The 13817-nt window shown below is 52.3% G+C and carries 14 protein-coding genes and 1 tRNA gene; 10 read left to right on the top strand and 5 right to left on the bottom strand.

The genetic code is table 11. The annotated features are described in order from the left end of the window. Positions 1–9: 9 nt before the first annotated feature. From AURMO_RS08365 to AURMO_RS08355, 3 genes are all read left to right on the top strand, one after another. Positions 10–1212, top strand: coding sequence for an adenine-specific methyltransferase EcoRI family protein (locus AURMO_RS08365; RefSeq protein ID WP_110234723.1), 1203 nt, complete (start codon positions 10–12; stop codon positions 1210–1212). Then, complete coding sequence (locus tag AURMO_RS08360; RefSeq protein ID WP_110234722.1) at positions 1209–2375, top strand: HNH endonuclease family protein; 1167 nt, start codon at positions 1209–1211, stop codon at positions 2373–2375. The genes AURMO_RS08365 and AURMO_RS08360 overlap by 4 nt, the downstream gene beginning before the upstream one ends. Before the next feature lie 147 nt (positions 2376–2522). Beyond that, positions 2523–3104 (top strand): nitroreductase family protein, encoded by a 582-nt coding sequence (locus AURMO_RS08355; RefSeq protein WP_239406829.1) that lies wholly within the window; start codon positions 2523–2525, stop codon positions 3102–3104. A gap of 70 nt (positions 3105–3174) precedes the next feature. Here the strand turns inward: AURMO_RS08355 and AURMO_RS08350 are convergent, their stop codons facing one another. The 3 genes from AURMO_RS08350 to AURMO_RS08340 are packed head-to-tail and all read right to left on the bottom strand — an operon-like array spanning position 3175 to position 5965. After that, the gene (locus AURMO_RS08350; protein WP_110234720.1) at positions 3175–3537 is read right to left on the bottom strand and encodes a hypothetical protein; all 363 of its coding nucleotides are present in this window, start codon (positions 3535–3537) and stop codon (positions 3175–3177) included. Then, positions 3537–4589, bottom strand: coding sequence for a threonine aldolase family protein (locus tag AURMO_RS08345; RefSeq protein ID WP_110234719.1), 1053 nt, complete (start codon positions 4587–4589; stop codon positions 3537–3539). Before AURMO_RS08345 ends, AURMO_RS08350 begins: the two co-directional genes overlap by 1 nt. A 17-nt stretch (positions 4590–4606) precedes the next feature. Continuing rightward, entirely contained in the window at positions 4607–5965 is a 1359-nt protein-coding gene (locus AURMO_RS08340; protein WP_110234718.1) for a DUF6421 family protein, read from the bottom strand. Positions 5966–6092: 127 nt separating this feature from the next. Here AURMO_RS08340 and AURMO_RS08335 point away from each other — a divergent pair, with 127 nt between their 5' ends. Together AURMO_RS08335 and AURMO_RS08330 are read left to right on the top strand one after the other, a co-directional pair. Continuing rightward, positions 6093–6926, top strand: coding sequence for an SDR family NAD(P)-dependent oxidoreductase (locus AURMO_RS08335; protein WP_110234717.1), 834 nt, complete (start codon positions 6093–6095; stop codon positions 6924–6926). A gap of 84 nt (positions 6927–7010) precedes the next feature. Further along, positions 7011–7613, top strand: a complete 603-nt coding sequence (locus AURMO_RS08330) for a hypothetical protein (RefSeq protein ID WP_110234716.1) — start codon at positions 7011–7013, stop codon at positions 7611–7613. 11 nt (positions 7614–7624) lie between these two features. Here AURMO_RS08330 and AURMO_RS08325 read toward each other — a convergent pair whose 3' ends face one another. Both AURMO_RS08325 and AURMO_RS08320 read right to left on the bottom strand, forming a co-directional pair. Beyond that, positions 7625–7954 carry a hypothetical protein gene (locus AURMO_RS08325; protein ID WP_110234715.1) on the bottom strand — a complete coding sequence of 110 codons (330 nt, stop codon included), beginning with the start codon at positions 7952–7954 and terminating at the stop codon, positions 7625–7627. Positions 7955–7960: 6 nt separating this feature from the next. Continuing rightward, positions 7961–8794, bottom strand: a complete 834-nt coding sequence (locus AURMO_RS08320; protein ID WP_110234714.1) for an exodeoxyribonuclease III — start codon at positions 8792–8794, stop codon at positions 7961–7963. A 112-nt stretch (positions 8795–8906) separates the two neighbouring features. Between AURMO_RS08320 and AURMO_RS08315 the strand changes: the two genes are divergently transcribed. From AURMO_RS08315 to AURMO_RS08295, 5 genes are all read left to right on the top strand, one after another. Further along, positions 8907–9701, top strand: coding sequence for a transglutaminase-like domain-containing protein (locus tag AURMO_RS08315; RefSeq protein ID WP_110234713.1), 795 nt, complete (start codon positions 8907–8909; stop codon positions 9699–9701). Between the two features lie 70 nt (positions 9702–9771). Further along, positions 9772–9844 (top strand) — tRNA-Arg (locus tag AURMO_RS08310). A gap of 55 nt (positions 9845–9899) precedes the next feature. Beyond that, positions 9900–10661 carry an SDR family NAD(P)-dependent oxidoreductase gene (locus tag AURMO_RS08305; RefSeq protein WP_110234712.1) on the top strand — a complete coding sequence of 254 codons (762 nt, stop codon included), beginning with the start codon at positions 9900–9902 and terminating at the stop codon, positions 10659–10661. Between the two features lie 80 nt (positions 10662–10741). Continuing rightward, complete coding sequence (locus AURMO_RS08300) at positions 10742–12883, top strand: glycosyltransferase (protein WP_110234711.1); 2142 nt, start codon at positions 10742–10744, stop codon at positions 12881–12883. 192 nt (positions 12884–13075) lie between these two features. After that, positions 13076–13816 (top strand): DUF429 domain-containing protein, encoded by a 741-nt coding sequence (locus AURMO_RS08295; RefSeq protein WP_110234710.1) that lies wholly within the window; start codon positions 13076–13078, stop codon positions 13814–13816. Position 13817 lies beyond the last annotated feature (1 nt).

Genomic DNA, 13817 nt, shown 5'->3' with positions numbered 1-13817 from the left:
GGGGATGCGGTGGCCAACGAGAACCTGGGCAATGCCAAGAAGGCAAAGAACGATGAGTTCTATACGCAGTTCAGTGACATCCAGAAAGAGATGAACGCCTATCTGGAATACAACCCAGATGTGTTCAGGGACAAGACAGTTCTCTTGCCCTGCGATGACCCCGAGTGGAGTAACTTCACCAAGTACTTTGCTCAGAACTTTGAGGCACTAGGTCTCAAGAAGCTCATCAGCACGAGCTATGCACCAGACAGCAAGCCAGACGCAATTCCTTACCAGCCCACACTGTTTGAAATGGAAAGCCCCGGCTACGACCCAGAGAAGACTCAGACCAAGGGAAAGATCTTCACCCTCACCCACGACAAGACCGGCGACAATGTCATCAACGTGGATGACCTCGAGTGGTCCTATCTCGAAGGAGGCGGAGATTTCCGCAGCGAAGAGATTACGAAGCTGCGTGATGAAGCCGACATCATTGTGACAAACCCACCGTTCTCGCTCTTCCGGGAGTTCCTCGTTTGGCTTGTAGAGGCAGATAAAGACTTTGTGATTATCGGCAATATGAATGCCATCACATACAAAGAAGTCTTCCCTCTGATTATGAGCAACAAGATGTGGTTAGGAGTAACTGCAAACGGAAGTGACTTGGTGTTCCGGGTCCCTGAGGGATATGAAGTATCCGACAGTGACAAGTTGAAAGCGGAAAAGCTCGGTTACATAGGGGAATACACAAGGCTAGGGAATGCATGTTGGTTCACGACGCTCGACCATGGGCGTCGTCACGAACCACTTTCACTAATGACTGAACAAGACAACATCAAATACAACAACGCCATAGGTTCAGATGGCTACTCAAGGTACGACAATTACGACGCGATAGAAGTTCCGCGAACTGACGCCATCCCCAGTAATTATTCGGGAGTCATGGGCGTCCCCATCAGTTTCTTGAGTAAGTACAACCCAGACCAGTTTGAGATTTTGGGCGCTACTCAAAGGGGCTGCCACGAATTAGTTCCAGACACCAAAAAGTACGACTCTTACTGGGAAATGCGACAGGACGGTAAGCCAACTGGTTCTTCTGGAGGGAAGACGAACGAAAACGCAAATCTTGTTGGAAACGACGGCAAAAAGAATTACTTTGTCAACTCTGAAGGCCATGTAATTCAATCTGCTTATCAACGAATCTTCATCAAACACAAGCAGGTGACCAAGTGAAAACCGCTCTCAACCACTACACCGTTAAAGAACTCTCAGAAGGCTTCGTCTATAACGAGCTAGAAGGCAAAGGACTCTTTGGTCTCGCTGGACGTTTGACTATTCAGCCTGAGTATCAGCGCAACTACATCTATGCCGATGGGAAGAGAGATGTTGCCGTTATTGAGTCACTCCTCAAGGGTTACCCTCTGGGTCTCATTTACTTCAACAAGGTCCACGAGGACAACCTCGAGGTGCTTGACGGCCAGCAGCGCATCACCAGCTTCGGTCGTTTCATCACGGGCAAGTTTGCGATCAAAGATGAACGTGGCATGGAGCAGTACTTCTCCGGCCTACCCCAGGACAAGCAAGAGATCATTCTGAAGTCAGAGATTCTTGTCTATGAGTGTGAAGGCACCGAGAGTGAAATCAAAGAATGGTTCAAGACCATTAACACGGTTGGTGTTCCTCTCAACGATCAAGAGCTTCTCAACGCTGTCTATTCAGGACCTTTTGTGACCGCCGGAAAGGCAGAGTTCAGTAACAGTCAGAACTCCAACATCATGAAGTGGAGTGCATATGTCTCTGGCTCTGCCATTCGTCAGGACTTCTGGGAACGTGCTCTGGAGTGGGTGAGCAAGGGCAAAGCCAACATTGGCGGCTATATGAGTCAGCACCGTAATGACAAGGACATTACGGAAGTGAAGGCCTACTTCACTTCCGTCATTGACTGGGTCTCGTCGGTGTTCAGTGATGTTGAATCTGAAATGCGTGGCCTGGAGTGGGGTCGCCTTTATGAGCAGTATCACGCCACTGCCTATAACCCAGCGAAGGTGTCAGAACAGGTGCGCTCGCTCTATGGGGACTCATATGTGAAGAACCGTAAGGGAATCTGGGAATTTGTGCTCGGCGGTTCAACTGAGACGAAACTGCTCGAGGTTCGTGTCTTTGATGATGCGACAAAGAAGTCGACCTATGCGGTGCAAACCAAAGAAGCTCAAGCAGCAGAGCGATCTAATTGCTCCCACTGCGCTCTTGGCCACGATGCCAACAAGGCCAAGATCTGGAAGCTCGAAGAAATGGATGCCGACCATGTTTCGGCATGGAGCAAGGGCGGGGCAACGTCAGCGGAGAATTGTGAGTTGTTGTGTAAGACACATAACAGGGCTAAAGGTAACCGATAATTTCCAAGTTCATTTGTGTACCTGAAATAGGTCAATAAATGTTGCAGAATTGGGGAATAACTCCACGGGCATCCGGTTATCTCTAACGGATGCCCGTGCTCTTGTATGGAACACCACAGTTTTACCTCACCAAACACAAGGATGAACATGTCACGTAACGCTCACACCAGCACTCCTATCAACCCTGTTCTGGCTGCTCGCTGGAGCCCACGCTCGTTCGACACCACCGCAACCCTGACTCCTGCAGACCTCACCCCTGCATTTGAGGCAGCTCGCTGGTCGCCTTCGGCAAACAACAGCCAGCCTTGGCGCTTCATCGTGGGTTTCCGCGGCGACGAGACCTTCAACAAGATTGTTCCCACCCTTGCTGGCTGGAACACTGCGTGGATGCCTAACGCTTCTGCGATTGTTATCGCAACTGCTCAGACCGCAGGTGCTGATGGCACTCCCAACCACTACGCACTGTATGACCTCGGTCAGTCTGTAGCTCACTTCTCCGTTCAGGCACAGACCGATGGACTCTATGTTCACCAGGTTGCAGGAACCGACGTCAACGCACTCAAGGAAGCATTCAACCTTCCTGCTGGCTTCGAAGCTTTCGTTGCTATCGCAGTGGGCAAACTTGCTCCAGCAGATGAGCTCCCCGAGCCTCTTGCTGAGCGCGAGAAGGCACCTCGTGTTCGTCACGAGCTTGCTGAGATCGTTCGCTACGACGCTTTCGAGGACTAAACCTCTATTGCACATCCCAACAGGAAAGCCCCGAGAGGATTCTCGGGGCTTTCTGCATGGATAGGTGTTACTAGCCAGCTAGTCCAGCTACTGCAGTGTTGATCTGGGTGGCAAGAGCCTGGGCATCGGGGCAGCCAATGGCCAGCTTGTCCCACTTCTGACCCTGCAGGTCAATGACAACAACCTGTTCTCCGCGGCGCCAGTTCGCAAAGATGCGGTTACCGTTCTTGCGGAAGTGTCCTTCTGCCACAAAACCAGGCATGCCTGTTCCACCGGTTCTCAAACCCAAACCGTGACGAATAAACGTGGGGTCATCGGTTGCGTGAACCACTGCGGTCAAAGGAACCGAGATGTTGGACGAGAGCGAACCTACGCGCTCCCAAAACGACATCTCAACGTTCAGAGATGATCCAGCAAGAGTGATGCTGGGCATTACTTGCCTTCCAGAACCTTCTTCACTGCCTCAGCGAAGTAGTCAATGTCATCTTCGGTGGTGTCCCACGCACACATCCAGCGCACTTCACCGGTGGCAGCGTTCCAGTCATAGAAACGGAACTCTTTGCGCAGCTCGTCAGCAACGCCAGCTGGCAGGGTCACAAAGACTCCGTTGGCCTGGGTTAGCTGAGTGAAGTGGAGTCCCTGTGTTCCCTCGAGTGCCTTGCGCAGACGCTGGGCCATGTGGTTGGCGTGGTTAGCCAGGTGGTGCCAGAGGTCACCCTCGAGCAAAGCAATGAGCTGAGCAGAGGTGAAACGCATCTTCGAAGCAAGCTGCATGTTCATCTTGCGCAGGTAGATCAGACCTTCAACGGCGTCGGGGTTGAGCACAACAATGGCCTCAGCACCCATCAGACCGTTCTTGGTGCCACCAAAGCTGAGCACGTCCACGCCGGCATCACGGGTGAATGCACGGAAGGGAACGCCCAGTGAGGCAGCTGCGTTGGAGATGCGCGCACCATCCATGTGCAGGAGCATGCCGAGGGAGTGAGCGTGATCTGCGATCGCCTTCACTTCTTCGGGGGTGTACACAGTGCCGAGCTCAGTGGACTGAGTAATCGTCACAGCCAAAGGCTGCGCACGGTGCTCGTCACCACGGCCGTGGGCCTGCTGGTCAATGAGTGCAGGAGTGAGCTTGCCGTCAGGAGTCTCCACCGTGAGCAGCTTGATGCCACCGACAGCTTCAGGGGCAACTGACTCATCATTGTTCACGTGTGCGGTTTGAGCACAGATCACACCACCCCAGCGAGGAAGCATGGACTGCAAGCTGAGCACGTTCGCACCGGTTCCGTTGAACACGGGGAACACCTCAATACCCATACCGAAGTGAGTAGTCATCACTTGGTGCAGGTGCTCGGTGTAGACATCCTCGCCATAGGCGACCTGATGTCCACCGTTCACCGCGGCAAGTGCCTCAAGAACTCGTGGGTGAACGCCGGCATAGTTATCTGAGGCAAAGCCGCGCCAGGCGGCATCATGTACTCGTTGCATGAATCCGAGCCTACGCGTTATGCGCGAATTCCCTTAGTGGATTCAATAACAGGAGCCATCTTGCGCTGCAGGGCCTCATAGAACATCGACAGGGGGAACTCGTCGTCCAAGAGCTGGTCGGTGAGTTCACCGGGTTCACCAGCAACAGGAAGAGCGTCAGCACCCTTGGCCCAGGTGGAAGCGGGGTGAGGAGTGAGGGTTCCTGCAACCAGTTCGTAGGCAGCAAGCCAGTGCGCAATCTTGGGACGGTCGATCGAGCGCCAGTAGAGCTCGTCGATCGCGTCACCGAGTTCAACAACGACGTCGGGCAATGCAGCCCAGTCAATGGAGAGCTTGTTGTTGGTCCAGTGCAGCACTCCGTGCTGGTGCATCCACGCAAACATAAGCTGACCGGCAACAGCGTCGTAGTTACGCTTGCGGGTTCCGGTCATGGCGAAGCGGAAGATGCGGTCGAAGACCACAGCGTATTGAACAAGACGTGCGTGGTGACGGGTCTCGGGGTCAGCCGAACCACCGCGTTCGATTTTGACGCACTCACGGAATGCGGTGAGGTCACAACGCAGCTCTTCCAGGCCATAGAGGAAGAAGGGCATGCGCTGCTTGATCATGAAGGGGTCAAAGGGAAGGTCGCCGCTCATGTGGGTGCGGTCGTGGATCAGGTCCCACATGATGAAGGTTTCTTCAGAGAGTTTCTGGTTGGTCAGCAGTTCTGCTGCATCAGCAGGAAGTTCCAGACCGGTGATCTCAGCAGCAGCTTCGGTGACCACAGCGAAGCGGGCAGCTTCGCGGTCCTGGAAGATAGCGCCCCAGGTGAACGCAGGAACTTCACGCATGGCGACAGTCTCGGGGAAGAGCACTGCTGAGTTAGTGTCGTAGCCAGGAGTGAAGTCAATGAAGCGAACAGGAACGAACAGCTTGTTGTTGTAGTCGCCTGCTTCGAGTTCAGCGATGAAGTCTGGCCACATTACTTCGATGAGCACAGCCTCAACAAAGCGGTTGGTGCTTCCGTTCTGCGTGTACATCGGGAAGACAACGAGGTGACGCACGCCGTTCACACGGTTGGCGGCAGGTGCGAACTCGAGGATGGACGCGAGGAAGTCTGGTTCGCCAAAGCCGCCCTCAACCCAGCGACCCAGGTCAGCAATGACGGCATCGAGGTAGGAAGCATCGTGAGGGAATGAGGGTGCGAGCTCGGAGATTGACTCGACCATGACAGCTACGAGTTCACGAGCAGATGCGTGGTTACTTGCCTCAGGGATGGAGCCATCCTTGATCTGCATTGCCTGAAGAGCAATGGCCGCATTCTTGAGTGCAACCCATGCAGGAGTGGTTTCAGTAATGTCTGCAGCAGCAGTGAGGTCGAGTACGTTTGTCATACCTCTACGCTAACGCTGAATGCGCGCACGTTTCAGCGAAATCTTGCGTGAAAACAGCAAGTTTTGGCAACATCACGCACCAAAACCGCAAGGTCACGCAATAAATCTGCGTGAGTAGAGTATTGCTATGACCTTCACTGTTGCAGGAACCAGAATCTTGATCACCGGCGCTGCCATGGGAATGGGCCGCCTCTATGCCGAGCGTGCAGTTGCCGAGGGTGCAGAGACAATCATTCTGTGGGACATCAATAAAGAAGCCCTGAGTGACACCACCAAGGCACTTCGTGTTCACGCCGACAATACTCAAGAGATTGTTCCCATGCTCGTCGACATCGGACAGCGCACTGCCATTGAGAAGGCAGCTGCCAATGTCATGGAAAACCATGGTGGTGTGGACATCATCATCAACAACGCGGGCGTTGTTCGTGGCACCTACTTCTGGGAGCACGAGAACGAGCGTGACACCGAATTCATCATGAAGATCAATGCCCTGGCACCCATGTTCATTACCCATGAGTTCCTCAATGGAATGATCTCGGGCAAGCGCCCCTCGCGCATTGTGAACATTGCCTCGGCTGCCGGAACACTCTCCAACCCCAAGATGAGTGTCTATGCCTCGAGCAAGTGGGCACTGATCGGCTGGAGCGACTCCGTCCGCCTCGAGCTCAAGCAACAAGGTCACGACAACGTGAAGGTGACTACTGTCTGCCCCAGCTATATTGCCACCGGAATGTTTGAGGGCGTGAAGGGCCCTTTGATGACTCCCATCATGCAGCCCGAGTATGTGGTGAATCGCGTGTGGCATGCCATGACCGCAGGCAAGCCCATGCTCATGCTGCCCTGGACGGTGCACCTGTCTAAGGTGCTCAAGGGGATCTTGCCCCAGAGCTGGTTCGACGCCATCGCAGGAAACATCTTTGGTGTTTATAACACCATGGATAAATTCACTGGGCGGAAGTAAACAGAGGGCTCAACCCCTCTCCCTCAGAATTCTCCGAACTTGCTCTCGGTATCCTTGTATGTAAGAAAACTCGGGGAGTAACGCATGGCTGGCTGGCGCATCTGGCGCAAGGACTCCTTCGTTGACGAACCCACACCAGAGATTCTCGAGAGTATTGAGAACTCTGCTGAAGATGGCCTTGCCATGGCCCGCTTGGGTGCCATCATGGCGGTCAAGAACAAGATTCTTGTTCAAGCCATCACCGGACCTGAAGCTTTTGATCCAGGGCTCTTCATCGAGCCAGCCAAAGAAGCGGTCACCATGCTTGCTGTGGAATCACTCGAGACGGCAGCCACTGTCTCAGCCGATCTGAAGCGCGCTCGTAAGCTTCGTGGTGAAGCGATGTATCGAGACGACTATCGCCGGGGCGATGTGAAGAACCTCACCATCCGTCTGGGGTCACTCGAGAAAGTTGCCCAGTCACTCAAGGACAACCTTGAAAACGAGGAATGGCTGCGCGCACTCATTACCGAAGCACACGAACTCGCCTGGGCAGAGCTCTCCCGAGAGATGGAACGCTCACTCGATCGCAAAGAAGCGAGCGAGTTTGGCGACGAGAACTACGAAGAAGAGCGCAAGGATCGACTACGTCAGTTCATCAACCTTGATCTCGCTCAACTTATCGAAGAGCAGACGCCCGAATACTGATCGAAGCGCAGCTACTTGAGTGACGCTGTGATGAAGGTGATGGCTAAGCCGAGCATGAATGCTCCATAGGTTCCACCCAGTCCAATGAGAGCGAAGCTCACAGCGTCTTGCTTCTTCACCATCTTGATAATGGTGAAGACAACACCGGTGATCGCCGCGAGAGGCGTTCCGAACACCGCGATGTAGTAACCGAGGGTGAACACGGCCATGTTGCAGCCAGAACTGCAGCTATCGCTGACCATGGCAAGCATGAGTGAAGGAACAAACAGCACGAGTGCACTGAGCACGGTAACTACCAGCAACACAATGCTGGTGATGTTGGTCTTCTTGGAAGCTGTCATGTCTGCCTACCAAATCATGGGGCGGTCGTCTTCGTCGCCCTCGCGCACTAAGTCAACCACGACGGGAACGTGGTCACTAGGGCCATCACCCTTGCGCTCGTCGCGCGCGATCACCGCGCTGTCGACGAGTTCAGCAAAAGCAGGAGAGCCCATGATGAAGTCGATGCGCATTCCCTCATTGCGAGGGAAGCGCAGCTGCTTGTAGTCCCAGTAGGTGTAGCCCTCAGGAATGAGAGGACGCACAACATCTTTCAGCCCCACAGCTTCGAAAGCGAAGAAGGCTTCGCGCTCGGGAGGAGAGACGTGGGTGCTTCCGGCAAACTCGCGAATGTCCCAGACATCGTGGTCATAGGGAACAACGTTCCAGTCGCCCAGCAGCGCGAGAGGCATATCAGGTGACTCAGCAAGCCAGCCCGCGGTGTCGCGGGCAAGGCCACGCAGCCATTCCAGTTTGTAGACATAGTGTGGGTGGTCAAGTTCGCGGCCGTTGGGCACATACAAACTCCACAAGCGGACACCATCCACCGTGGCAGCTATGGCACGAGCTTCCAGTGGAGCATTGCCGTCTGCGTCTGGTTCACCAAAGCCAGGCTGTGAAGGGAACGTGATTTGCACATCTTCGAGAGGAAGGCGTGAGGCGATGGCCACACCGTTCCACTGGTTCAATCCGTGAAGTACGACCTCATAACCTGCAGCAGTGAATTGTTCATAGGGGAACTGGTTGTCCCGGCACTTGATTTCCTGCATGCACAGAACGTCAATCTCTTCGCGGACGATGTAGTCCACCACGCGCTCCACACGAGCACGTATCGAGTTCACGTTCCAGGTGGCGATGCGCATGCTTCTAAGTTATCGGCTGGTGAGTAAGCAGGTGACATTGACCGCTATTCTGTGAGAGCAGGTGGGGGCCTGTCCTCTTGTTATTCACTCTTTGAGACCGGACACTGTATTCATGCAGAGAACTGCTTCCACGCACATCGTTCTTCACGCGAAGGCGCCTGCCCGACTGCTACTTTCCATTGCAGTTGCAGATAAAGCCAACGCTGAAGAAACCTTGGTTGTGCGCCAGGACGAAGTTGAGGTTCCCGTCCGTGAACTCGTTGAAGCCAACGGCAGCAGACTCCACATCGCAGAAGTCACCTCAGGTCGCGTCACAGTTTCTTATGACGCCACCATCACCGGAGTAACTCCACCACCTCCAGTTGAGGAATCAGATCTCATTCTCTATTCACGTCAGAGCCGCTACTGCGAATCAGACCAGCTGGGCAATGTTGCTCGTGCTGAGTTTGGTGGACTTGCCGGTAGTGAACTGGTGAACAGTGTTCGTGACTGGGTCAACCAGCAGCTCAGCTATACACCTGGAACTAGTCGCTCCTCTGACGGAGCACTCCACACCCTCATTTCTCGTCACGGCGTCTGCCGAGACTTTGCTCATCTCAACATTGCGTTGTTGCGTGCTCTAGATGTTCCAGCACGATTGGTCTCCACTTATGCGCCGGGTGTGACCCCCGCTGATTTCCATGCAGTCACCGAAGCCTTCATTGATGGTTCCTGGCACGTCTTTGACTCAACTGGCAAAGCACCTCGTCAAACTCTGATGCGCATCGCGACCGGTCGCGATGCTGCAGACACTGCGTGGCTCAGTGTGGTGGGAGGTCAGGTGAACTTCGGTTCACTGGCCGTCAACGCTGAAGCTGATGATTTCCAAGAAGACGATCACACCGCTTTGGTAAACCTACCTGCCTAGGAATCGTTTCCAGCTCGATTTTCTAGGCACCTCCTAGCCCTGCTATGCTTTCAAAGTTGTTTTCAACACTGCGCCCGTAGCTCAACGGATAGAGCATCTGACTACGGATCAGAAGGTTGGGGGTTCGAATCCCTCCGGGCGCACAAATCAAGACCCACTTCGGTGGGTCTTTTTTGTTGCCCCTGTTAGCCTTGGGCCATGTATGAATACAAGGGTCTGACCGTCCTCATCACCGGCGCTAGTTCTGGAATGGGCGCGCAATATGCCCGCGAATTCGCAGCGCGAGGCAGCAACCTGATTCTCGTTGCGCGACGTCTTGACCGCCTCGAAGAGCTGGCGACTGAGCTTCGCACCGCTTACGGCATCCCGGTGACCTGTCTCGACCGCGACCTCTCTGCAGCTGGTGCTGGACGAGCGCTCGCAGAAGAACTGATTGCCAAAGGAACTGTGGTTGATGTCCTGGTCAACAATGCCGGCTTCGGCACCAGCGGTTCTGTGGCAGAGCAGGATGCTGACGCAGTGGTCAACGAAATTAACGTGAACGTCGTGACAGTAACCGAACTGACGTGTGGTCTGCTTCCCGGAATGCTCAAGCGCGATCGTGGCGTGATTATCAACATGGCGTCGTTGGCGGCTTTCCAAGCACGAGCTAACCATGCCCTGTATTCCGCAACCAAGGCATATGTTCTGTCGTTCACCGAGTCTCTCTGGGGCGAAACATTCTCGACCAATGTTCGAGTGACTGCGGTGTGTCCAGGTCCTATTGCGACCGAGTTCTTTGCCGTTGCAGGAACTACTCCTCCGGGCACACCTATGGACGTCACCATCCCCATCAACGAAGCACTTGCTGCCATCGATGCGCGCAAGCCTTTTGTGATTGTGGCGAAGCCGGGCATCCGTATTGCCTCGAAGCTCATGAGAATGCTTCCCGCACGCGTCGCACTCAAGATGGGTAAGTAGTCACTTTTTGCTCAAAATAATTCAGAATTAAATGTGTATTTCTACCCTGACTGGTTAATTTAGGCTCATCAGAGGATTGAGTGGAATTTCGCCGAGCCGATTACATCACCTCTCTACTTGGTCTAAGAGTTTCTTCAGTAACCAAGAGCTATAAACTCGACACAGGGGTCTTAGGTGGGAGTCAAAAGTCATTGACAAGGGTCACGATTGTCATTCCTGTATACGGCAATCCCACATACTTTTCGCGGGCAATTAATTCAGTGCTCCAGTACGGGGATCTAGCGAAAAATAAACTCATTGTCATCAATGATTGTGGCCCAAGCACTCCGCAGATAAAAGCAATTGCCAAAAAAGCCATGTTGTCTTTCTCGAATATCGAGTACTTCGAAAACGACTTAAATCTTGGTTTTGGAGAGACCTGCAATCGTGCAGTGTTTGAGTTGGATGAAAGCTCGAATGATGTTCTCCTCCTGAATAGTGATGCTGAGCTCACGAGGGGAGCACTACAGGAATTGCAGAGCGTACTCGCTCAATCAAATCAACATGCATGTGTGTCACCTCGAACAAATCAGGGGACAATTTCGACTGTTCCTTATTATCCACGACGGCTAAGAAGCCGTGAAGAGTCGTTTGATTTTTTCAAAAAACAACACCGCTTATTGCCCCGATATTCAGTGGCGCCAGTAAGCCCTGGTTTCTGCATGCTTATTCGACGAGACGTGATCCAAGTCCATGGGCTTTTTGATGAAGTCTTCTCTCCCGGATATGACGAAGAAAATGACTTCTGCATGCGAATTAATTCAGTTGGTCTTTCTTCTGTAATAGCGAATCATGCTTTTGTTTTTCATGGGTCTGGAAAAAGTTTTGGCAAGAGAAGAGAGCCTTTAGCTGAGCGTCATTCACAAATCCTCAACCGAAGGTTTCCTTTCTATCAGAGGTTAATCGAGCAATACCATGTGACCGGAGTGGACCCAGTCGACAAGTTCCTTGATTACATTGACCCCCTGAATTCACCCTCGATTCTGTTGGATTGTTCGGCGCTTTCGGAGCACCTCAACGGAACTAGTAAAAATATTTTGAGTTTTTTAGATTTTTTGAGTTCAAAAGCAACTTTTAAGGACCTCAAACCTCGATTTACAATCTTGGCCAATCGGTCTATGAGTCATTTTTATGGTCTCAACAAATTAGGGTTCAAAATTTCCTATGTTGAAGATGGAATCCATGAGTTATTCGACGTCGGCTTTGCACTTTCTCCGGTCTGGTCAAAAAGTGCATTGGATCGACTTGTTTCATACTGTTCTCGCTTTGCCATCCTTCATTTGGACATCATTGCTATTCGAACTTGGGAACTCAATGGAACTTCCGTTAATCGTGAACAAGCAGTTTATTCAGCAGTGGAATGGGCAGACCTCACCATTTTTATCAGCAATGCCTCTCGTAAAGACTTCTTGGATTTCAAGCCAAATGCCCGAATCCGCAACGGTAAGGTAATTCATCAAGGCATCATTTCAAGCTACGGTTTTCAAGCTCCAACAGAAGTTAAAGACCATAAGAAGACCGGCTTTAGAGATACAAATAGATTGTCGGTTCTTATTGTTGGTAACGCGTTTAAACATAAACAAGTAGATAGAGCAGTTGACGCAATTAAATCTGAAGATTTTGATGTGGTCGCTCTTGCTGGACATAACAGCATTCAAGGTAACGTTCATAAGATTCGCTCAGTAGGGCTGACTGATGAACATGTCAACAGCCTTTTTGAGCAAGCAGATGTGATTGTTTTCCCCTCTGCCTATGAAGGTTTCGGACTTCCGATTGCTGAGGCATTAAAAGCACATAAACCTCTAGTTGTTTTCGAAACCCTTACTTCGCGTGAGGTTGTTGCAGTGCTGGGTGGCCAGAATTCAACATATTTCTTTAATGATTTTTCGATGCTTTCTGATCAAATCAAAGATGCATCGAAACAAATTTATGAATGCCCTCCTCATGAATTGAGATCTTCTGATGATTTCAATGCAGAGGTTCTAAGTGAAATTCTCAACCTTTCTGCAAAAACCATCGACACGAATTTCCTGAGGGAACGTGCGAAACATTTCAGAGAATTAGCGATAGATGAGTTATCGCATAACGCACGAGCACAATTAGAGCGGCTCTCAGTTAGGTGGTCAAGCAAACTCGCGGATGTGCTTTGGGGTCCTTTCTATTCCCGCATATTCCGGAAGTAACTCTTTGAAGCCACGATTATAGATTTTTCGAACATCGAAAGATCGCATGTTAATCGCGCCTTTAAGTTGGAACGAAGTAATAGGTCTTCGGATACGGGTAATGGCGGGCAATTCCTTAGGGCCCATTTGTCTTGGTGAACTCAAGGGTATTTGTTGGGTGTCTGCAGTTCCATTTATAGGTAGTGTGAGCCTGTGTTGACCGCAGGAGTAGATCTCGCAGCAGAACCCAAAGGTACTGCGCTGGCTCTCGTGGAGTGGACTTCAGCTAGTGCCACAGTGGTTGACCTGCAATTGGGTGTTACTGATGAACCCATCGTGGAGATGGCTTCACAGGTGGACAAACTGGGCATTGATTGCGCTCTGGGTTGGCCCCAAGAATTCGTGAACTTTGTTTCGCAGCAATCAGATGCAACTCTTTCCCAGCACAACTTTGATGGCGGAATGGCGTGGCGCAGGAGCCTGGCTTATCGCGAAACGGACCGTCACGTTCGAGAAGTGACAGGGCGCTGGCCGTTGAGTGTTTCAACAGATCGACTGGGTCTGACGGCAATGCGCTGTGCTGGATTACTCACCCGCTTGAGCGCAAGTGGTGTTGAGATAGACCGCTCTGGGTCAGGTCTTGTTACTGAGGTGTATCCCGGCGCTTCGCTTCGCTTGTGGGGCTTCAACACCTCGGGCTATCGAACTTCTGAAGATCTTCGAGCGACGCTTCTCAATTCCCTTACAACTCAAGCAATGTGGCTCGAGCTCGGTGAGTATGAAGAGCTGATGATTTCATCCTGCGATGCTTTTGACGCCGTGATTGCAGCACTCGCTGCTCGAGCTGCGGCGGTGGGGAGAACTCTGCCACCGAATGAGGACCAAGTCAGTACTGCTCGAGTGGAGGGCTGGGTTGCTCTGCCCGTTGGACCGTTGAACACTCTCAACACGTAAT

This window comes from Aurantimicrobium photophilum, assembly GCF_003194085.1.
In the GTDB taxonomy this organism is placed as follows: domain Bacteria; phylum Actinomycetota; class Actinomycetes; order Actinomycetales; family Microbacteriaceae; genus Aurantimicrobium; species Aurantimicrobium photophilum.
Note: the sequence above shows the minus strand (reverse complement) of the source record. Positions and strands in the feature narration are given on the sequence as shown.

What these genes read in the sequence shown, in the direction of transcription:
- AURMO_RS08355 (WP_239406829.1), top strand. Translation starts at nt 2,523, where the DNA reads ATGTCACGTAACGCTCACACCAGCACTCCTATCAACCCTGTTCTGGCT.
- AURMO_RS08320 (WP_110234714.1), bottom strand. Translation starts at nt 8,794, where the DNA reads ATGCGCATCGCCACCTGGAACGTGAACTCGATACGTGCTCGTGTGGAG.
- AURMO_RS08330 (WP_110234716.1), top strand. Translation starts at nt 7,011, where the DNA reads ATGGCTGGCTGGCGCATCTGGCGCAAGGACTCCTTCGTTGACGAACCC.
- AURMO_RS08305 (WP_110234712.1), top strand. Translation starts at nt 9,900, where the DNA reads ATGTATGAATACAAGGGTCTGACCGTCCTCATCACCGGCGCTAGTTCT.
- AURMO_RS08350 (WP_110234720.1), bottom strand. Translation starts at nt 3,537, where the DNA reads ATGCCCAGCATCACTCTTGCTGGATCATCTCTGAACGTTGAGATGTCG.
- AURMO_RS08340 (WP_110234718.1), bottom strand. Translation starts at nt 5,965, where the DNA reads ATGACAAACGTACTCGACCTCACTGCTGCTGCAGACATTACTGAAACC.
- AURMO_RS08345 (WP_110234719.1), bottom strand. Translation starts at nt 4,589, where the DNA reads ATGCAACGAGTACATGATGCCGCCTGGCGCGGCTTTGCCTCAGATAAC.
- AURMO_RS08335 (WP_110234717.1), top strand. Translation starts at nt 6,093, where the DNA reads ATGACCTTCACTGTTGCAGGAACCAGAATCTTGATCACCGGCGCTGCC.
- AURMO_RS08325 (WP_110234715.1), bottom strand. Translation starts at nt 7,954, where the DNA reads ATGACAGCTTCCAAGAAGACCAACATCACCAGCATTGTGTTGCTGGTA.
- AURMO_RS08315 (WP_110234713.1), top strand. Translation starts at nt 8,907, where the DNA reads ATGCAGAGAACTGCTTCCACGCACATCGTTCTTCACGCGAAGGCGCCT.